18 protein-coding genes are annotated in these 18396 nt (G+C 72.3%); 11 read left to right on the top strand and 7 right to left on the bottom strand.

What is annotated here, in order from left to right; genetic code table 11:
* The first annotated feature begins 45 nt into the window (after positions 1-45).
* The 9 genes from ACSMXX_RS00700 (at position 46) to ACSMXX_RS00660 (ending at position 9168) form a co-directional block, all read left to right on the top strand.
* Complete coding sequence (locus ACSMXX_RS00700) at positions 46-1011, top strand: HpcH/HpaI aldolase/citrate lyase family protein (protein ID WP_473182055.1); 966 nt, start codon at positions 46-48, stop codon at positions 1009-1011.
* Positions 1008-2198 (top strand): CaiB/BaiF CoA transferase family protein, encoded by a 1191-nt coding sequence (locus ACSMXX_RS00695; protein ID WP_473182054.1) that lies wholly within the window; start codon positions 1008-1010, stop codon positions 2196-2198. Before ACSMXX_RS00700 ends, ACSMXX_RS00695 begins: the two co-directional genes overlap by 4 nt.
* Positions 2195-2707 carry a MaoC family dehydratase gene (locus tag ACSMXX_RS00690; RefSeq protein ID WP_473182053.1) on the top strand — a complete coding sequence of 171 codons (513 nt, stop codon included), beginning with the start codon at positions 2195-2197 and terminating at the stop codon, positions 2705-2707. The genes ACSMXX_RS00695 and ACSMXX_RS00690 overlap by 4 nt, the downstream gene beginning before the upstream one ends.
* The gene (locus tag ACSMXX_RS00685) at positions 2704-3852 is read left to right on the top strand and encodes an acyl-CoA dehydrogenase family protein (RefSeq protein ID WP_473182052.1); all 1149 of its coding nucleotides are present in this window, start codon (positions 2704-2706) and stop codon (positions 3850-3852) included. Before ACSMXX_RS00690 ends, ACSMXX_RS00685 begins: the two co-directional genes overlap by 4 nt.
* A 119-nt stretch (positions 3853-3971) precedes the next feature.
* A complete protein-coding gene (locus ACSMXX_RS00680) occupies positions 3972-4979 on the top strand; it encodes an LLM class flavin-dependent oxidoreductase (RefSeq protein ID WP_473182051.1) in 1008 nt (335 codons plus the stop codon).
* Entirely contained in the window at positions 4976-6007 is a 1032-nt protein-coding gene (locus ACSMXX_RS00675) for a TRAP transporter substrate-binding protein (protein ID WP_473182050.1), read from the top strand. The genes ACSMXX_RS00680 and ACSMXX_RS00675 overlap by 4 nt, the downstream gene beginning before the upstream one ends.
* Positions 6008-6017: 10 nt before the next feature.
* A complete protein-coding gene (locus ACSMXX_RS00670) occupies positions 6018-6671 on the top strand; it encodes a TRAP transporter small permease (protein WP_473182049.1) in 654 nt (217 codons plus the stop codon).
* On the top strand, positions 6668-7975 hold the full coding sequence (locus ACSMXX_RS00665) for a TRAP transporter large permease (protein ID WP_473182048.1): 1308 nt from the start codon (positions 6668-6670) through the stop codon (positions 7973-7975). The genes ACSMXX_RS00670 and ACSMXX_RS00665 overlap by 4 nt, the downstream gene beginning before the upstream one ends.
* Positions 7972-9168 carry an MmgE/PrpD family protein gene (locus ACSMXX_RS00660; protein ID WP_473182047.1) on the top strand — a complete coding sequence of 399 codons (1197 nt, stop codon included), beginning with the start codon at positions 7972-7974 and terminating at the stop codon, positions 9166-9168. Before ACSMXX_RS00665 ends, ACSMXX_RS00660 begins: the two co-directional genes overlap by 4 nt.
* A 45-nt stretch (positions 9169-9213) precedes the next feature.
* Here the strand turns inward: ACSMXX_RS00660 and ACSMXX_RS00655 are convergent, their stop codons facing one another.
* The gene (locus ACSMXX_RS00655) at positions 9214-9960 is read right to left on the bottom strand and encodes an HAD family hydrolase (RefSeq protein WP_473182046.1); all 747 of its coding nucleotides are present in this window, start codon (positions 9958-9960) and stop codon (positions 9214-9216) included.
* Positions 9961-10100: 140 nt separating this feature from the next.
* Between ACSMXX_RS00655 and ACSMXX_RS00650 the strand changes: the two genes are divergently transcribed.
* On the top strand, positions 10101-11189 hold the full coding sequence (locus ACSMXX_RS00650) for a lactonase family protein (protein WP_473182045.1): 1089 nt from the start codon (positions 10101-10103) through the stop codon (positions 11187-11189).
* A 285-nt stretch (positions 11190-11474) separates the two neighbouring features.
* On the opposite strand, the gene ACSMXX_RS00645 is transcribed toward ACSMXX_RS00650, so the two are convergent.
* From ACSMXX_RS00645 to ACSMXX_RS00625, 5 genes are all read right to left on the bottom strand, one after another.
* On the bottom strand, positions 11475-12479 hold the full coding sequence (locus ACSMXX_RS00645) for a sirohydrochlorin chelatase family protein (RefSeq protein ID WP_473182044.1): 1005 nt from the start codon (positions 12477-12479) through the stop codon (positions 11475-11477).
* Between the two features lie 106 nt (positions 12480-12585).
* Positions 12586-13617: an N-acetylglucosamine kinase gene (locus ACSMXX_RS00640; RefSeq protein ID WP_473182043.1), complete on the bottom strand. Its 1032-nt coding sequence runs from the start codon at positions 13615-13617 to the stop codon at positions 12586-12588.
* Positions 13614-14291, bottom strand: a complete 678-nt coding sequence (locus ACSMXX_RS00635; protein WP_473182042.1) for a uracil-DNA glycosylase — start codon at positions 14289-14291, stop codon at positions 13614-13616. Before ACSMXX_RS00635 ends, ACSMXX_RS00640 begins: the two co-directional genes overlap by 4 nt.
* A gap of 189 nt (positions 14292-14480) precedes the next feature.
* Positions 14481-15590 carry a WD40/YVTN/BNR-like repeat-containing protein gene (locus ACSMXX_RS00630; protein ID WP_473182041.1) on the bottom strand — a complete coding sequence of 370 codons (1110 nt, stop codon included), beginning with the start codon at positions 15588-15590 and terminating at the stop codon, positions 14481-14483.
* A 231-nt stretch (positions 15591-15821) separates the two neighbouring features.
* Positions 15822-16637 carry a TetR/AcrR family transcriptional regulator gene (locus ACSMXX_RS00625; RefSeq protein ID WP_473182040.1) on the bottom strand — a complete coding sequence of 272 codons (816 nt, stop codon included), beginning with the start codon at positions 16635-16637 and terminating at the stop codon, positions 15822-15824.
* Between the two features lie 427 nt (positions 16638-17064).
* Between ACSMXX_RS00625 and ACSMXX_RS00620 the strand changes: the two genes are divergently transcribed.
* Entirely contained in the window at positions 17065-17574 is a 510-nt protein-coding gene (locus ACSMXX_RS00620; protein WP_473182039.1) for a hypothetical protein, read from the top strand.
* 79 nt (positions 17575-17653) lie between these two features.
* On the opposite strand, the gene ACSMXX_RS00615 is transcribed toward ACSMXX_RS00620, so the two are convergent.
* Positions 17654-18379 carry a phosphatase PAP2 family protein gene (locus ACSMXX_RS00615; RefSeq protein ID WP_473182038.1) on the bottom strand — a complete coding sequence of 242 codons (726 nt, stop codon included), beginning with the start codon at positions 18377-18379 and terminating at the stop codon, positions 17654-17656.
* Positions 18380-18396 lie beyond the last annotated feature (17 nt).

The raw sequence follows: 18396 nt of genomic DNA, 5'->3' as shown, positions 1-18396 counted from the left end.
GGACGGCCCGAACTGGGACAGCCGGAACACGGACAGGGAGTGCTCATGGACGTCGGACGGACGCTGCTGTTCGTCCCCGGCGACCGCCCGGACCGGATCAGGAAGGCCCTGGCGAGCGGCGCCGACTCCGTCGCCGTCGACTTCGAGGACGCGGTCGGCGAGGGGGCGAAGGACGCCGCGCGCACCCTGACCGCCGAGGCGCTCACCGGCCTTGCCCCACGGGAGCCCGGCCAGACAGGGCCGCCCGGCGGTGCCGGGTGTCCGGGCATCCACATCCGCGTCAACTCGCTGGAGTCCGCCGAGGCCGAAGCGGACCTCGCGGCGGTCTCGTCCCTTATCGGCAAGGTCCGTCTGGACGGGCTGATCGTCCCCAAGGCACGCTCCGCGGTGCAGCTCACCGCGCTCGACGAGATGCTCACCGCCGCCGAAGCCGCCGCGGGCGCCCCGCACCGGACGCTGACCGTGCTGCCGGTGGTGGAGAGCGCCGCGGGCGTGCTGGAAGCGGCCGCCGTCGCCGCGGCCGGGCCCCGGGTGCGCACGCTGGTCTTCGGCACGCTCGACCTCGCCGCCGAACTCGGCGTACGTCCCACCGCCGAGGGCCGCGAACTGCTGCACGCCCGCTCCCAGGTGGTGCTCGCGGCCCGCGCGGCCCGGCTGCGGGGCCCGCTGGACGGACCGTACGCGGCGCTGGACGACGAGGACGGACTCCGGCGCTCCAGCCGTGCCGCGCGCGAACTCGGCTTCACCGGCCGTGTCGTGCTGCACCCCCGTCAAGTGGCCCCGGTCCGCGAGGCGTTCGCTCCGACGGAGAGTGAACTCGGCCGTGCCCGCGAGGTGCTGGCCGCCTTCGACGAGGCCCACCGGCGCGGCCTAGGAGCGGTGCGGCTGAGCGACGGGACGTTCATCGACCGTCCGGTCGTGACCCGCGCCCGGGCCCTGCTCCGCGAGGCGGGCACGGACGGGGCGGGCACGGACGTGGCGGGCACTCACGGGGCGGAGGCCGCCCGATGACGCCGCCTTCCGCAGCCGCCGGTGCGGCACGCGCGCTCCTCCCGTTGGACGGCGTCACCGTCGTCGCCGTCGAACAGGCCGTCGCCGCCCCCTTCGCGACGCGTCACCTCGCGGACCTCGGGGCCCGCGTGATCAAGGTCGAGCGGCCGGACGGCGGCGACTTCGCACGTGGCTACGACAACGTGGTGCACGGCGAGTCCAGCGCGTTCCTCTGGCTCAACCGCGGCAAGGAGTCGGTGCAACTCGACCTCAAGGACCCGGCTGCCGTCGAGGATCTGCACCTGCTGCTGGAGCGGGCCGACGCCGTCGTCGCCAACCTCGCTCCCGCCGCGCTCGGGCGTCTCGGCCTCGACGCCGCGGCCCTGCGGGACCGCCACCCCGGCCTCATCGTCTGCCTCATATCCGGATACGCGCCCGACGGGCCCCTCGCCGAGAAGAAGGCCTACGACGCCCTCATTCAGGCCGAGACCGGCGTGATGTCGCTGACGGGCACCCCCGCGGCGCCCGCCAAGGTGGGCGTCTCCATCGCCGACATAGCCGCCGGCAGCTACGCCTTCAGCGGGGTTCTCGCCGCGCTCCGCCACCGCGACATGACAGGTGAGGTGCTGCCCGTCCAGGTCTCGCTCTTCGACGCGCTCACCGAGTGGATGGCGCACCCGCTGTACTACACCCGGCACTCGGGCAGCGCCCCCGTCCCGATGGGGACCTCGCACCCCGCGATCGCGCCGTACGGAGCGTTCACCGCGGCGGACGGCACATCGCTGCTGATCGCCGTGCAGAACGAACGTGAATGGGCGCGGCTGTGCACCGACGTGCTGGACGCGCCGCCGCTCGCGGCCGACGACCGATTCCTCTCCAATCCCGGCCGTGTCGCCAACCGTGCCGCTCTCGACGCCGAGTTGACGCGGCATTTCGCCGCGCACACCGCCGCGACGCTGACTGAGCGGCTGGACGCGGCCGGAATCGCATGGGGACGGATGACGGCCCTCACCGACCTGCCGTCGCATCCCGAACTGGCCCGGGACGGGCGCTGGATGGACACCGGCACCCCGGGCGGGCCCGTCCGCACCCTGCGGCCGCCCGGCACCCCCGGCGGACGGTCCGCCGGGGGCGGGGCGCTTCCTGCCCTCGGTTCGCACACCGTCTCCGTACTCGCCGAACTCCACGCTGACGAGGGAGAGTCATGACGACCCACACCGGCTGGCAGGGCCGCTTCTATGAGGACTTCGTCGTCGGCGACGTCTTCGAGCACCCGCTGGGCCGCACCGTGACGACGACCGACAACATCTGGTTCACGCTGCTCACGCAGAACACCGCGCCGCTCCACTTCGACCACGAGTACGCGCGGCGCACCGAGTTCGGCAAGCCACTGGTCAACTCCGCCTTCACGCTCGCACTCGTCGCCGGCCAGAGCGTCACCGACGTGTCCCAGAACGTCTTCGCCAACCTCGGCTGGGAGGAGATCACCCTTCCCTGCCCGGTCTTCGAGGGCGACACCATCCACTCGCGGTCGAGCGTGCTGCGGGCGAGGGAGTCCGCCTCGCGTCCGGGCCTGGGCGTCGTCACGGTCCGTACCACCGGCTACAAGCAGACCGACGAGGCCGTCATCGAGTTCACCCGGACGCTGCTGGTCTACAAGCGCGGCCACGGACCGCGGCACGAGAGCGGCCACGAGCGGGACGAGGAGGGGAAGTGACGAGCGAACTCCGCCGCGACCTGCGCCAGTTGATCGACCGCATCTGCGCGGACCACCCGGACTCCTACTGGCAGGAGGTCGACGCCGCACGCCGCTACCCCGAGGAGTTCGTCGACGCCCTGACAGGAACGGGCTGTCTCGGTGCCCTGGTGCCGGAGGAGTTCGGCGGGCTGGGCCTCGGTCTCGGCGACGCCTCGGTCATCCTCGAGGGCATCAACGCCAACGGCGGCAACGCCGGCCCCGTACACGCCCAGCTCTACACCATGGGCTCCCTGCTGCGGCACGGCAGCGAAGAGCAGAAGAGGCGCTATCTGCCCGCGATCGCCTCCGGCGAGCTGCGGCTGCAGGCGTTCGGGGTCACCGAACCGACCGCCGGCACCGACACCACCAGCATCCGCACCACCGCCGAACGCACCGGCGACGGCTACGTCGTCAACGGCCAGAAGGTCTTCATCTCGCGTGTGCAGCACTCCGACTTGATGCTGCTGCTGGCCCGTACGACACCGCTGGACCAGGTGGCGAAGAAGTCCGAGGGGATGTCGCTGTTCCTGATCGACCTGCGTGAGGCCGAAGGCGTCGACCTGCGCCCCATCCGCACCATGGTCAATCACGAGACGAACGAGGTCTTCTTCGACGACGTCCACGTGCCGGCCTCCAGCCTCATCGGCGAGGAGGGCCGCGGATTCCGCTACGTGCTCGACGGCATGAACGCCGAACGCATCCTCATCGCCTCCGAATGCGTCGGCGACGGCCGCTGGTTCGTGGAACGCGCCTCGCGCTACGCCAGTGAACGCGTGATCTTCGGCCGTCCCATCGGGCAGAACCAGGGCGTCCAGTTCCCCATCGCGCGTGCACACGTGAACGTCGAGGCCGCAGACCTCATGCGGTGGCGGGCCTGTGACCTCTTCGACGCGGGCGAACCCTGCGGCGCCGAGGCCAACATGGCCAAGCTGCTCGCCGCCGACGCCTCGTGGGAGGCGGGCAACGCCGCGCTGCAGACCCACGGCGGCTACGGCTTCGCCGCCGAATACGACATCGAGCGTAAGTTCCGCGAGACGCGGCTCTACCAGGTCGCTCCGGTCTCGACGAACCTCATCCTCGCCCACATCGGCCAGCACGTACTGAAGATGCCGCGCTCGTTCTGAGCCGGCCCCGCTCCGCGCCCCGCGGAACCCCCGTCCGACGAGAGAACCCGAGACCCCGCAGACCCGCAGAGCCGCGGACCACGCGGACCCCGCGTCACCCGAAGGAGGCTTCAGCGCACATGACTTCGGCTCCCGGTTACGGACTGGTGCTGTGCAGCCAGTTCACCTCCGACGACGACGTGGTGGCGCGCTTCGCCGAACAGGTGGAGCAGGTGCGCTTCGCCCGCGACGCCGGTTTCGACTCGGTATGGGCGACGCAGCACTACCTCGCCGACCCCTTCCAGTATCTGCACCCCCTCGCAGTGCTCTCCCGCATCGTCCCCGAGACCGGCGACATGCGGATCGGCACGGCGATCACGCTCATGGCGCTGCAGAACCCGGTGGACCTCGCCGAGGAGCTGGCCACGCTGGACATCATCAGCGGCGGCCGCCTCACCGTCGGCGCCGGACTGGGCTACCGCGACACGGAGTTCGACGCCTTCGGCGTGCCCCGGCACGCGCGGCTGCGCCGCTTCCTCGACAACCTCGACCTCGTACGCCGGCTGTGGACCGAGGACGAGGTGACCTTCACCGGGGACGCGGTCAAGCTCGACGCCGTACGCCCGGTGCTGCGCCCGGTGCAGCGCCCCCACCCGCCGGTCTGGCTCGCCGGCCACACGGACGGTGCGCTGCGCCGCGCCGCACGGCTGGGCATGCCGTGGATCGCCGCGGCGGCTCACGTCGACCGGGACTATCTGCACCGGCAGGTGGCCTTCTACCGCGCCGCCTGCCAGGAGCACGGGCGCAGTGAGCCCCGCATCCAGGTCCTCCAGGAGATCTACGCGGGCGAGAGCGACGAGTCGGCCGTCGAGGACGTACGCGCCGCGATGACCGTGAAGTACGCCGCCTACCGCGCCTGGGGCCAGGACCGGGTGCTGCCGCCGTCGCAGAGCTTCGACGCGGAGTTCGACAAGCTCCGGCAGGGCCGGTTCATCCTCGGCAGCGCCGCCTCGTGCCGGGCGCAGCTCGCCGATCTCATCGACCACGTGGCACCGGAGAACATCCTGCTCCGCCCGCAATGGCCCGGGATGCCGCAGGAAAAGGTCATGGCCAGCTTGAAACGCCTTAGGGACGAGGTACTCCCATGAACACGAGAGCGATCGGACGGCGGAGCTTCCTCTCCGCCGCGGGCCTGGGCCTGGCCGCGGCCGGTGCGGCCGCGTGCGCCCCGGCGAACGCGAAGAGCGGGCAGAAGCGGACGGTGGCCACCTATCTGCCGTCCTCCTACGGCGATCTGTACCCGGGTATCGAGATGTTCAACGAAGCCGTGACCGAACGCAGCGGCGGACGGCTTCCGTTGGACCTGTACGACTCGGGCTCCCTCCTGGGCGCCGAACAGCTCCTGCCGGGGCTGCTCTCCGGCGTCGCCGACGTGATCTTCCAGACCAGCTCCTACGTCTCGTCGACGTATCCGGTGCTCGGGGCCATGGAACTGCCCTTCGTCACCGAGGACTACGGGAAGCTGCGCCGCGCCATCGAGCCAGGGCAGCCGCAGTTCGACCTCGTCAACGACAACCTGGCCCGCAAGGGCGTGCGCATCCTCGGCGGCATGCCCACGACGTTCGAATACCTGTGGACGGTGGACAAGCCGATCCGCAGGCCGGAGGACGTACGCGGCCTGCGCCTGCGCGTCGCGGGCGAGATCGAGGGTGAGACGGTCAAGGCGCTGGGCGGAGCGCCCGTCACCATGGGATCCGCCGAGGTGTACCAGGCGCTGGAGAAGAACACCATCGACGGGCTCGTCAGCTACATCGGCACCGTCGTCTCCCGCGACCTGCAGAAGATCGTCAAGTACGGGACGGCCGGGCACTTCGGCGCCTACACCGTCGACGCCTACTGCCGCAGCGACTGGTACGAGCAGCAGATCCCCGCGGTCCGCCGGGCGCTGGACGCGGCCGGCAAGACGCTGTACCGGCGCGGCACCGCGCACATGGTCAAGGTCCACACGGAGGAGTACCTCCCGAAGGTGAAGGCCGCCGGGGTGGAGCTGGTCGAGCCGGAGGGCGCCGAGATGGCGGCCTTCCGCAAGGCGATCGCACCGGTGTACGCGGACTGGAAGCGGCGCCTCGGCGCCCGCACGGCCGCGCAGGCACTCGAATCCATCAGGAACGCGTGAGGGGGCCGGCATGAGCGCACTGAACTCGATACGCAAGTACGTGCTGGGATGTGCCCTGGCGCTGGCCGTCGTCGCCATGGCCGTCGTCGGACTGATGATGCTGACCATCACCTACGACGTGATCGTCCGCTACGCCCTCGCCGCGCCTACGGACTGGGCGTACCCGCTGAACGCAGCCGGACTGCTCGCCGCGACGTCGCTGGCAGTCCCGTACTTCTACGCCAAGGGACAGCACATCTCGATGGACCTGGTGCACCGGGCACTGCCGTCCGGACTGCGCCGTGCCGCCGACCTGGTGACCGCCGCGGCGACCCTGTTCCTCGGGCTGGTGCTCGCCGTGACCGCCTTCCGCTCGATGACGGTGGCGATCGAGGGCGGTCTGACCGGCGCCGGCACCTTCAGCATCCCCCTGTGGGTCCCCGACGCCGTGCTGTTCACCAGCGGCGTGCTGCTGGCCGTCGTCGCCGTGCTCTTCCCGCCCGGAGCGGCCGACGGCGCCGCCGAAGACGGCGCGGAATCCGAACACCCGCCCGGCGAAGCCTCGTCCACGGTCACGTCGCCCGAGGAAGCCCCGCCCACCGCGGCACAGTCCACGGACGGCGCCCCGGCCCCCAGTGAGGGCCGCGCCGCTTCCGGCACGGGAGAAGGAGAGACCCGCTCATGATTCCCGACTCCGGTGTCGCGGCCCTCGCGGTCGTACTCCTCCTGCTGCTCATCGCTCTGCGCACACCGATCTTCGTGGCACTCGCCGTCGCCGGAATCGCAGGGCTCATCGGCCTGGACGGCCTCTCCGGGGTCGAGCTGGTGCCGCTGTCGCTGGTCGCGCAGCTGCAGAACTACGCGCTCGTCGCCGCACCGCTCTACATCCTCCTCGGTGAGGTGCTCGCGGTCAGCGGCCTGGGCCGCGACCTGTTCGGCGCGGCATACCGCTGGTTCAACCGGGTCCCCGGCGGTCTGGGAGCGTCCGCCATCGGCTCCTCGACGGTCTTCGGCGCGATGTCCGGCGTGAGCATCTCCTCGGTCGCGGTGATCGGCCGCATGGCCGTCCCCGAGATGCTCGCCCGCGGCTACGCCCCGGCGTTCGCCAGCGGTTCCGTCGCCGCCTCCGGGGCGCTGGCGATGCTCATCCCGCCGAGTCTGATGTTCATCCTCTACTCGTCCGTGACGGGCGTGAGCATCGCGGAACTCTTCGCCGGAGGCCTGATACCGGGGCTGCTGCTCGCCGCGTTCATGATCGTCTACGTGGTGGTGCGGGCGAAGGCCTCACCGGCGCAGGCGCCCAGGGCGAACGAGAGCTTCACCTGGGGGGAGCGCCTGACCGCGCTGATGAAGATCTCACCGGCGCTGGTGCTCATCGTCCTCGTCCTCGGATCGATCTACACCGGCTTCGCAACTCCCACCGAGGCGGCGGCAGTCGGTGCGCTCGCTGCGTTCGCCGTGACGGGATGGGTCTACCGGAAGCTGGGCTGGGCGAACCTGCGGACGATCTTCGTCTCCACCGCGCACGTCACCGCGTCCATCCTGGCCATCGTGGGCGCCGCGTTCGTCTTCACACAGATGCTCGTGGTCGCGCGGATCCCCGACGCGGTCTCCACCTTCGTCGTGGGCCTGGACATCTCGCCGTACCTGGTCATCGCGGCCATCATGCTGGTGCTCGTGCTGCTGGGCTGCCTGGTCGACGCCGCCTCGCTGCTGCTGGTGGTGACGCCGATCCTGGTACCGGCGATCGAAGGACTCGGCTTCGATCCCCTGTGGTTCGGAGTGCTGCTGGTGGTCAATCTGGAGATGGCGGTGATCACGCCACCGGTCGGGCTGAACCTTTACACGATGAGGTCCGTGGTGCCGGAACTGGACCTCGCCGACATCTTCCGTGGCATCCTGCCGTATCTCGCCATCGAGGCCGCGATGCTGGCGCTGGTCACCGCCGTACCCGAACTCGCCACCTGGCTGCCGGGGCTGATCGCTTGATCGCCGACCTCGCCGGCTGGGCCGCCGCGCTCGACCCGGGCGACGACGACCGCGAACTCGCCCGCACCGCGCTTGTGGACACGGCCGCGGTCACCCTCGCCGCGGCGGGCGAACCGGTCGCCGCCATGACGGCCGGGCTGCCGGAGCCGCTGCGCTGGGCCGCGACGGGACACATCCTGGACTTTGACGACGTCCATCTGCCCTCCACCTCGCACGTCAGCGTCGTATGCGTCAGCGCGACGCTGGCGTGCGGGGGCGGGGCCCGCGCCTACCTCGCGGGAGCGGGAGTGATGGCCCGGCTCGGTACGGCACTCGGCTGGAGCCACTACAGCAGCGGCTGGCACACCACCTGCACCGCGGGAGCACCCGCCGCAGCGGTCGCCGCCGGGGTCGCCCTCGGCCTCGACGCGGACGGACTCCGGCGGGCCATGGCGCTGGCCGTGCCCGCCGCGGGAGGGGTGCAGCGTGCCTTCGGCACCTCCGGCAAGTCCCTCCAGGTCGGCTTCGCGGCCGATGCCGGTGTGCGGGCGGCGCGGCTCGCGGCCGCGGGCGCGACGGCCGACCCGGCGGCGCTCGACGACTGGTTCGCCCTTGTCGGGGGCGCGTCGGCCCCCGAGTTGACGGGACCCGCCGTCCCCGGCGGACTCGCCGTCAAGCTGCACCCCTGCTGCTACGCGATGCAGCGGCCCATCAGCGCGGCACGCGAACTGCCTCGCGACGCCCGGGCCGTCGAGGACATCTCGCGCATCACCGTCACCACCCCCGAGGCAGGCATGCAGCCGCTGATCCACCACCGCCCCCGTACCGGGCTGGAGGCGAAGTTCAGCATGGAGTACGCGGTCGCGACGGCGCTCCTGGACGGCTTCCCCGGCATGGCCGACTTCACGGACACTGCCGCCGGCCGCCCCGAGGTGCGGCGCCTGCTGGAACGTACCGAGGTGCGCGTCCTCCCGGACGGCGGCACTCAGGGCCTCATGGGAGGGGAGACCCGCGTCGTCGTGGAACGCTCCGGAGGCGAACGGGCCGAAGCCGCACTGGAGTTGCCGCAGGGCCATCCGCAGCGCCCCGCGACCGGAGCGGAACTCGCCGCCAAGGTCGCCGCCTGCGTGGGCGAGGACCGCGCGGCCCAGGTCACGGGACTGACCTGGGAGGCCGCACCGCAGCTGCTCCGCGACACCCTCCCCGGACGCTGAACCGGGCGGGCCGGAGGCCGGGCGGGCAGGCCGGGGCCGAAGACGTCAGTCCACGCCCGTGCTTCCGGACCCTGTGCTCTCACGGTCCGTGTTCTCGCCGTCCGTTGCCCCGCCGCGCGTGATCCAGCGGTAGGCACGCCATGGGTCGAACTCGTCCTGGCCGCCGGCGAACAGCAGCCCCGCCGAGGCGAACGCCGGGTCCGTCTCCGTCCCGCGTACGTACGGAACAGCCGCACAGCGCATGCCGGCCCGGTGCGCCGCCTCGGCGCCGGGCGGTGCGTCCTCCAGCACCACACAGCCCTCCGGCTGCACGCCGAGCCGCCGCGCCGCCTCCAGGAAGACGTCGGGTTCGGGCTTGCCGTGGGCGACCTCCTCCGCGGAGACCCGTACGGGCAGCATCGGCGCCAGTCCCGACCCTGCGAGCACCGCGTCGATGGCCGCCCGCGAGGAGCCGGAGGCCACGGCGAGCGGATACGCGCCCTCGTGCAGCCGCTCCACGAGCGCGCGCATCGCCGGGAAGACCGGCGTGGAGCGCATGGCGAGCTCCAGATAGCTGCGGTTCTTCTCCTCCAGCAACTGCTCGACGGGCGCGGCGATTTGATGCTCGGTGCGCAGCGTCTCCATCGTCTGACGGGTGCCGATGCCGATGAACCGGGTGTGATCCCGCCATGTGAAGTCCATGACTCCGTGCGCGGCCAGCACGCGCCGCCCCGCCTCGTAGTAGTGGGGTTCGCTGTCAACGAGCGTGCCGTCGAGGTCGAAGATCACAGCGGTGGCGGGAGAGCTGTCCATGGTCACCAGGGTGCCAACAAGCACTCCGCGGGTGTGAGCGGGGCCGCAGGCGGGTGTGATCGAGTACGCCCCGGCCCCGAGCGGGCGCTGCTAACGTCGGCCAAGATCGCGGAACTCTCTGGCAGGAAGGGCGCAGCGCGGTGAGCGAAACGAACGGGCAGTGGGCCGACAGGGCGTACATCGGATCGTTCACCTCGGCGGGCGGCAGGGGCATCACCACCGCGTCACTCGACCCGGAGAGCGGTGCGCTGACGGAGCTGCACCACACCGAGACCCACCTCCCCGACCCCTCCTACCTCACCCTCACCGAGGGTCCCGGCGGACCGGGCAGCCCGGGCGGCCACCTGTACGCCGTGAGCGAGCGCGACACCGGCGGCGCCGCGGCCTTCTCCCTGGCCGACCGGGACAGACCCGAGCCGCTGGGCGAACCGACCCCCGTAAGAGGCGGCGGGCCGACCCACCTCGCCCTCGCCGCCGGCCACCTCATCACCGCCAACTACGGCTCCGGGAGCATCAGCGCACTGCCCGTACGGGCCGACGGCACGCTGGGCAGCCGCGCGTCCGTGCACCAGCACACCGGCAGCGGCCCCGAGGCGCAGCGTCAGGAGGGGCCGCACGCGCACGCCGTGGTGCCCGACCCGACGGGGCGGTGGCTGCTCGCCGTCGACCTCGGCACCGACTCGGTGTGGATCTACGACCTGCGCGACGCCTGCCCTGAGGGCGAGCCGCTGCCATACGCGGAGGCGCCGCTGCGCCCGGGAAGCGGGCCGCGGCATCTGGTCTTCCACCCTCGCGGCGACCACGCGTACGTCGTGGGTGAGCTCGACTCGTGCGTGACCGTGTGCAGTTGGGACGCGGACACCGGCGAACTCGAAGCCCTCTGCGGCATCGCGACCGTGCCCGACAGCGCCGCCCCGGAACGCAACTACCCCTCGGAGATCGTCGTTTCGCGGGACGGGCGCTTCGCCTGGGCCGCCAACCGCGGCCATGACAGCATCTCGGTGTTCACCGTCACCGCGTCCGGGGACTCGATGGAGCTGACCGGGACGGTGCCGTGCGGCGGGCACTGGCCGCGCGATCTAGCCCTGCACCCCTCGGGCCGCTGGCTCTACGCCGCCAACGAACGCTCGGGCGACGTCACCTGGTTCGGCATCGACCAGGCCACGGGCACCCCGCGCCGGGCGGGCACGATCGCGGCCCCGGCCGCGAGCTGCGTCGTCTTCGGCTGAGCCGCGCGGGGCGGGACGGCAGCCCGGGCCCCCGGCCCGGCGGAGCTGCCCGGCCGTCAGGACCCGCGCGGCGGCCCTTCCCGGCGACGCGGGCGGAGCCGGCCATGGAGGCGGCTCATGGAGAGCCCTCTCATGGAGAGCCCTCTCATGGAGAGGCGGCGTGCTCCGTCCTCCCCGACGGGCACACCGCCTCCGTTCCGCACCGGTGCGCGAGCCACGGCCTTCGCCCGCGCACCGCAGAGCCCTCCCGGCCGGTGCCGCCGCGGCAGCCCGGCCGCTGCCGCCTCAGCGCGCCGCCAGGCCCTGCGGCGACTGCTGCTGCGGGATGCCGAGCTTGGCCGCGTACGTCGACGCCACCAGCTTGCCCACCGCCGGGTAGGCGCCCAGCGGTTCGGCCACGGCGCAGCCTGCCTCCGCCGCCGCCGCGTCGAGCAGGCCCTCAGGAACCTCGGGTCCGATAAGGCAGGGGGCGACGGCGAGTTGCTGGGAGCCCGACTCGCGCAGCTGCTCGGCCACGCGTGCCACGGCGCCGGCCTCGTCGAGGCCCGCGGCGAGCACCGGAACCGCGAGCCGCGCGGCCAGCAGCATGCCGGTGATGCCCGCGGCCTGCACCGCCTCCTCACCGCCGACGGAGGCGAGGATGATGCCGTCGGCGGCGGTCGCGACGGTGAAGAGCCGGGCACGGTCCGCACGGGCGAGGCCCGCCTCGGAGAGCTTCACGTGCACGCCTTCGGCGAGCAGCGGGTGCGGCCCCAGCACGTCGGTGAGTTCCGCGCCCGTACCGCTGGAGAGCACCGCCTGCCGTATCTGCCGCATGCCTGCCGCGTCGGGGCCGGCGAGCAGCGGGATGACGAGAGCGACGAGGCGCTCCTCGGCACCCGTCTTCGGGCCCCGGCGTGCCTCGGCAGCCGCGCCGGGCTCCGCATGGCCGTTTCCGGCACCCTCCTCGGCGGCGGCTTCGACCGCGGCCAGTTCCGCGGCCCGCTCCTCGGCGGCCTGCTGGTCGGCGGCCGTCTGCGTGAGTACGCCCCCGAGGGTCGGGTACTCCTCGCCGTCGCCCTCCACGTAACCGATGCGGGCGTCCATCCCCGGCAGCTCCGAGCGGGCGATGCTGAGGATCTCCTCGGCGATGCTGCGGACGGTGCCGGAAGGGGCGCCGGGCACGGCGAGTACCAGGGCAGGGGCGTTCTCTGGTGCAACAACAGGCTCCGGCTTGCGGTGCCTTCCGGGCCTGCGTGGACGCGGCATTCGCACTGGCAGGCCGTTGTCCGGGTCAGTGGGGGAGCTCATGCGCCCGCATGCTAACGCCTTGTGGGACCTCGCAGTTCAGGCGGGGGAGACTGGCCTGAAATGCCCTTTTATTCGAGGGGTGGCTTGTTCTGATTTGCCGGAATTCTCAACTCACGGACAGCAGAGCCGGATCCGGCGGAAGCCGCAGCGCCCCCTCCGTGAGCCGGGCCGCGATGAGAAGCGCACCGTCCAGCGGACCGCCCGCGGGAGGCACGGTCCGGGCATGGGGGACATGCCGGGCCAACTCGGCCCGCAGCGGCTCCAGGAGCGGTGCGCCGGCATTGAACAGGCCACCGGTCAGGGCGACGGCGGCGCCCTCGCCGGAGGGACACACGGCGGCCGCGGCCGCGGCGATCTCCCGCGCCGCCGCCGACATCACCGCGCCGGCGACCGGGTCCCCGTCCGCGGCACAGGCGGTCACATCGGGAGCGAAGGAGGCCAGCACCGCGGGCCGGTCCGTACGGGGATACAGCTGCGGAGGCAGCCCGCTCAGCGGCGCTCCGAACCGGGCCTCGGCACGCTCCCTGAGCGGCTGTGAACCGCCCTCGCGTCCGTCGAACGCGCGCATCGCGGCCTGCAGACCGGCCTGCCCGATCCACGCTCCGCCGCCGCAGTCACCCAGCAGATGCCCCCAGCCGTCCGCGCGCCGCCAGCCGTGCAGATCGGTGCCCACGGCGATCAGGCCGGTGCCGCCGGCGACCACGGCTCCGGCCTGATCGCCGAGCGCGCCCGCGTACCCGGCCACCGCGTCGGCGGCAAGCGCCACGCGCCGGGTGCCGAACTCCCGGTGCAGCGCCTCGGGCAGCGCCGCACGCAGGCCACCGCCCAGCGTCGCCATTCCCGCCGCTCCGACGCAGACGGCGTCCAGGCCTTCGCCCTCCCCGCCTGCCTCGGCGAGCAGCCCGCGTACGGCGGGCACCAGTTGGGCCAGCATGTGGCCGGCGTCGATGCCCTCCGGGCCGGTGCGCACAGGCTCGGAGGAGCTGACCGTGCCCACCGTCTCCGGGTTGGCTCCCGGCCGTGACGCGTCGGCCAGCGCGATGCGCAGCCCCGAGCCGCCCGAGTCGGCGCCGAGCACCCATGAACGCGGCAGTGCCGCGCTGTCCGGGGCCGGGCGGCCGGGGACCGGTTCCGTCACGGAAGTTTCCAGTCCACCGGTTCCGCACCCTGCTGGGCGAGCAGTTCGTTGACGCGGCTGAAGGGGCGCGAGCCGAAGAACCCCCGGTCGGCGGACATGGGCGAGGGGTGCGAGGACTCCACGACCGGCCGGTTCTGCAGCAGAGGCCGCAGATTGCGTGCGTCGCGGCCCCAGAGCACCGAGACCATCGGCCGCTCCCGCGCGGCGAGCGCGCGGATGGCCTGCTCGGTGACCTCCTCCCACCCCTTGCCCCGGTGGGCGCCGGGGCTGCGCGGCGCCGTCGTCAGCGCCCTGTTGAGCAGCAGTACGCCCTGCCGCGTCCAGGGCGTCAGATCGCCGTTCGACGGCCGGGGGAGCCCGAGGTCGCTGCCCAGTTCGCGGAAGATGTTCTCCAGGCTGCCCGGGAGCGGACGCACGTCCGGCGCGACCGAGAACGAGAGCCCCACGGCGTGACCGGGAGTCGGATACGGGTCCTGTCCGACGATGAGGACCCGCACCTCGTCGAAGGGCTGCTGGAATGCGCGCAGTACGTTCTCCCCGGCGGGGAGGTAGGTTCTCCCCGCGGCGATCTCCGCGCGGAGGAACTCGCCCATGGAGGCGACCCGTTCGGCGACGGGCTCCAGCGCCTTGGCCCAGCCCGGTTCTACGATCTCGTTCAACGGTCGTGCAGCCACGGGCGGTTACTCTACTGGCTCCGCCGCGGTGCGAGGGGTGTCCGGCGGATCTTCGTGGGTCAGCGAGCTGGGGGCACTCCCCCTCGCTCCGCTGGGGGGACCCCCACCCGCGAAGCGGGGGAGAGGTGCGGTGCCGGGCGTCGCGAGCCCGCGAGGATCCGCCGGACACCCCTACGGCCGCCCGGCGGTTCAGTCGATCACCGCCGCCCGTACGCACAGCACATCGGGCAGATGCCCGGCCAGCTGCTGCCAGTTCTCTCCCTCGTCGGCGCTGGCGAAGAGCTCGCCGTTGCGGTTTCCGAAGTAGATGCCGGCCGGGTCGGCGCCGTCCGTGCACATCGCGTCGCGCAGCACCGGGCCGTAGTGCGCCGGTTCCGGGAGCCCGGCGCCGAGTTCCTGCCAGGTGGCGCCCGCGTCGTCCGTGCGGTGGACGCGGCAGCGGTGCCGCGCGGGAACCCGGTCGGAGTCGGCGTTGAGCGGGAAGACGTATGCGACGCCGCCTCGGCTCGGGTGGCTGACCACGGGAAAGCCGAAGTCGGAGGGCAGGGACTCGCCGATGGACGTCCAGCTCGTCCCGTCGTCGTCGCTGCGGTAGACGCCCCAGTGGTTCTGGAGATACAGCCGCGCCGGGTCGGCGGCGTCACGTGCCACCTTGTGCACGCACTGCCCGTACTCCGGGAAGCGCATGTTCTCCGGCAGGAACACCGCCTCCACGCCGCGGTTGCACGGCTCCCAGCTCTTGCCGGCGTCCGCGGTGCGGTAGGCGCCGCCTGTCGAGACCGCGACGGTCAGCCTCCGGGGATCCCTGGGATCGACAAGGATCGTGTGCAGGCCGAGACCGCCCCCGCCCGGCACCCAGTCCTTCCGTGTGGGGTGCTCCCACAGGCCGCGTACGAGTTCGAAGCTGCTCCCGCCGTCCTCCGAGCGGAACAGCGCGCCCGGTTCCGTGCCGGCCCAGACCACGTCGGGCTCGTCGGCGCCGCCTGGCTGGAGCTGCCAGACCCGCTCCAGGGAAACCTCCGTGTCCTGCGGGAACTTCACCGCCGGTGCCGGCGGCTCCGTCCAGGTCGAGCCCAGATCGTCGGAGTGGAAGACCGACGGCCCCCAGTGCGCGCTGTCCCCGCCCACGAGGATTCTGGGGGCTGAGTCGCGCCGGGTGTCGAAGGCGACCGAGTACACCGCCTGCGCGTTGAAGTGCGGGCCGTCGAACTCCCAGCCCCCGTCCCGCCGCGCGCCCACCGGCCGCCGGGCGAGGAAGAGTCCCTTTCTGGTGCCTGCCGCGAGAAGTACGTCTGACATGTCTGATCCCGCCTTCGTGACGTCTTTGTCCGGGCTGTCTGAGGTGGGCCATAGTCTGCACCCGACCACCGACAATGACGCCGGTGCTGATGTCGCCGCAGGTCAGCGCGGCGCGTGTGAGGCCTTCACGGGTCCCGGGCGCGGGATGCGGGATGGACGGCGCGGGAGGGACGGCGCGGGAGGGACGGCGCGGGAGGGGGTCCGGCGGGGCGGCGTCCGGCCTCCGCGCGTTCAGTTCGCCGAGGGCCGGTGCGGCCGTCCGGCCGGGGGATTCGGCCGGCGCAGCACCTCGTACGGCTGGGACGGAGGCTGCTCCGGCACCTCTGACGGCACCTGTGACGAGGGTTGCGGCGAGGGCTGCGGTGCGGCCGCAGGCCCGGTTGCTGCGGCCAGCCGCCGCCCGGGCGCCCGGCCGGACGGGCCGCAGGCGGGGCCTGCCGGGTCCTCCTGCGGCGGTCTGCCCAGCTCCCACTCCAGCCCGTAGCGCGCGAAGAGTTCGGCGCGCAGCCGCGCCACCGGCATCGGCGCACCGGGAAGCAGGACCGCGACCACGGCACCCATCAGCAGCGCGCGCAGCAGCGGGTAGTCGGCGTCCGGGTCGGGTGATCCGTAGCGCTCGACGGTCTCCCTCAGCAGTGCTGCCAGCCGCTGCTGCTCGGGGCACTGGACGAACCCCTCCTGCTGGAGGATTCCGGCCATATGCGCACGCATCAGGACGGGACGGTCCCGTCCCAGCCCGAGGACGGCGTCGATGGCTCGCGCGAGCGACTCGTCACCGGCGCCGGGGCCCTCCGGCAGCGGCGGGCGCGTCAGGGCCTCTTCGAGCGTGAGGTGCATCAGGCGGTGCACGGCGGACTGGAAGAGCTGGCGCTTCCCGGGGAAGTAGTACGAGATGAGCCCGCGCGCGGCGCCCGCGCGGTCCGCGATGTCGCCCAAGGTCGTCGCCTCGAAGCCGCGCTCGCCGACGAGATCGACCGTCGCCTGCAGCAACCGTTCCCGTGAGCGTCGGCGCAACTCTTCATTGACCGATGCGCTACGAGGGGACATCCTGTTAGCTCCTATGTTGACTGGCTCCCAGCCAATATACTCGTGGAGACTTCGGACGCACGCCCCCGACCAGGCTGCTTCCGGCCGGACCGCCGGTATTGGGCGACGCGGGGGATCGCCCAATACCGGTTCTGACGCGGCCCTCGCGACTCCGCCATGGAGGAGCGGGGCCGTTTTCGTGTGCGGGGCAGGCAACGCCCGTCGTGCGTGCCCTTTGCGGACGCCCGTTTCCCGGGCCGTCGTACCCCGCCGGGCGCGGCGCGGTACGACGCGGCTTGCCGCGCTCAACTCCCGTTGTTCAAACCGTTGTTGAATGACGGACAAGCAATAGTATGAGTGAACGAACACGCTGAGACGGGCACTTGTGCACGAGCTTCCCCGCCTGTTCTGCGGCCTTCCGGTATCCGCGGCCCCACAAGGAGAGCCCATGCCGTTAGCGGTGGTCTCGCTCATCTGGGATGCACAGAAGTCCTCCGGCTCGCAGCGCGTCGAGTACGACGACGACGGCTATTACCTCGTCCGGTTCCCCTACGGGGAGCAGGAGTCGTACGACCCGTGGAACATGCACGCCGCCCGGCGCGGGGGAGACACCTCCGAGTTCCCCGACGCCCGCTCGGGTCTCATCCACCCCAGCCACGAGGGCTGGGGCACGGTCTCGGCGATGGTCCACTGGGAGAAGGACGGAGATCCGCACGAGTACCGCGCCCGGTTCGTGCGCGATCCGCTCGGGGACGGATACGACTCGACGGCGACGACCGACGCGGCGGCGACGGGCGGCGGCCAGTACAAGGCGTACCAGTGGCAGATGTTCGTGTATCCGGACGTGCCGATCGGCCTGAAGGTCTCCGCACGCGGCAAGGGCGACAAGAAGATCGCCACGCCGCTCATGCACGCCCAGTTCAAACTCGCCATCCACACCGACGTGATCACGCCCTGAACACCGGACCCCGCGACGGGTGAGTGCCGGGCCGCGCGACGGCTGAGCACAGGGCGGCGCGGCGACGGCACTCCCGGCCTCAGGCGCCGGCTGACCTCGTCCCGGGCACGGCCCCCCGGTCCTCCAGCGAGTTCCACAGCCCCGCGGACGCCGAAGCCAGCGCCATGCCCAGCAGCGCTCCCGCGACGGTGTCCGAGAGCCAGTGCACGCCCAGCACGGTCCTCGTCAGGCACACCCCGGCGACCGAAATACAGACCAGGGCGAGCACCGTCGCACGCAACGCCTGCCCGGCGCCCGAACGCCCGACGAGCCACAGCACCAGTACGCACGCGATGGCGGCGGTCATGGAGTGGCCCGACGGCATGGAGGCGTAGTGGGCCGAGTCGACGGGCTGCTGCCACTGCGGCCGTTCCCGGTCCAGCAGCGTCTTGAGGCCCTGCTGAACCCCCACGCCGAGAACGGTCGTTGCCACACACCACACGGCGAGCAGCCGTTCGCCCCGCAGCCATACCCACACCGCTGCCACCACGACCAGGAGCCGCATGGTCACCGGGTCCCACACCCAGTCGGTGAGGATCCGGTTGGTCCCGGTCCAGGCCGGATGCGCCAGGGCATGTGCGTGCAGCGGTCCGGCGACGTCTCCGTCCACGCGCAGCAAAGGCCCCCAGCCGGCCTCGACCAGCACGATCACCGTGAGCGCGGCGACGCCCAGCGCGAGCGCCGTCCACAGCCACCGTGCCGCGGACTCGGGGCAGTTCGCGGTACGTGGCCGAGCCGGAGGCGGAGCATGAGTCGGTCCGTGCATGCGTCGATCTTCACCCG

The sequence above is a fragment of the Streptomyces sp. DSM 116795 genome, assembly GCF_055792905.1.
This window is presented reverse-complemented; position numbering and strand designations above follow the sequence as displayed.

What these genes read in the sequence shown, in the direction of transcription:
- ACSMXX_RS00700 (WP_473182055.1), top strand. Translation starts at nt 46, where the DNA reads ATGGACGTCGGACGGACGCTGCTGTTCGTCCCCGGCGACCGCCCGGAC.
- ACSMXX_RS00695 (WP_473182054.1), top strand. Translation starts at nt 1,008, where the DNA reads ATGACGCCGCCTTCCGCAGCCGCCGGTGCGGCACGCGCGCTCCTCCCG.
- ACSMXX_RS00690 (WP_473182053.1), top strand. Translation starts at nt 2,195, where the DNA reads ATGACGACCCACACCGGCTGGCAGGGCCGCTTCTATGAGGACTTCGTC.
- ACSMXX_RS00680 (WP_473182051.1), top strand. Translation starts at nt 3,972, where the DNA reads ATGACTTCGGCTCCCGGTTACGGACTGGTGCTGTGCAGCCAGTTCACC.
- ACSMXX_RS00675 (WP_473182050.1), top strand. Translation starts at nt 4,976, where the DNA reads ATGAACACGAGAGCGATCGGACGGCGGAGCTTCCTCTCCGCCGCGGGC.
- ACSMXX_RS00670 (WP_473182049.1), top strand. Translation starts at nt 6,018, where the DNA reads ATGAGCGCACTGAACTCGATACGCAAGTACGTGCTGGGATGTGCCCTG.
- ACSMXX_RS00665 (WP_473182048.1), top strand. Translation starts at nt 6,668, where the DNA reads ATGATTCCCGACTCCGGTGTCGCGGCCCTCGCGGTCGTACTCCTCCTG.
- ACSMXX_RS00655 (WP_473182046.1), bottom strand. Translation starts at nt 9,960, where the DNA reads ATGGACAGCTCTCCCGCCACCGCTGTGATCTTCGACCTCGACGGCACG.
- ACSMXX_RS00645 (WP_473182044.1), bottom strand. Translation starts at nt 12,479, where the DNA reads ATGAGCTCCCCCACTGACCCGGACAACGGCCTGCCAGTGCGAATGCCG.
- ACSMXX_RS00630 (WP_473182041.1), bottom strand. Translation starts at nt 15,590, where the DNA reads ATGTCAGACGTACTTCTCGCGGCAGGCACCAGAAAGGGACTCTTCCTC.
- ACSMXX_RS00625 (WP_473182040.1), bottom strand. Translation starts at nt 16,637, where the DNA reads ATGTCCCCTCGTAGCGCATCGGTCAATGAAGAGTTGCGCCGACGCTCA.
- ACSMXX_RS00620 (WP_473182039.1), top strand. Translation starts at nt 17,065, where the DNA reads ATGCCGTTAGCGGTGGTCTCGCTCATCTGGGATGCACAGAAGTCCTCC.
- ACSMXX_RS00615 (WP_473182038.1), bottom strand. Translation starts at nt 18,379, where the DNA reads ATGCACGGACCGACTCATGCTCCGCCTCCGGCTCGGCCACGTACCGCG.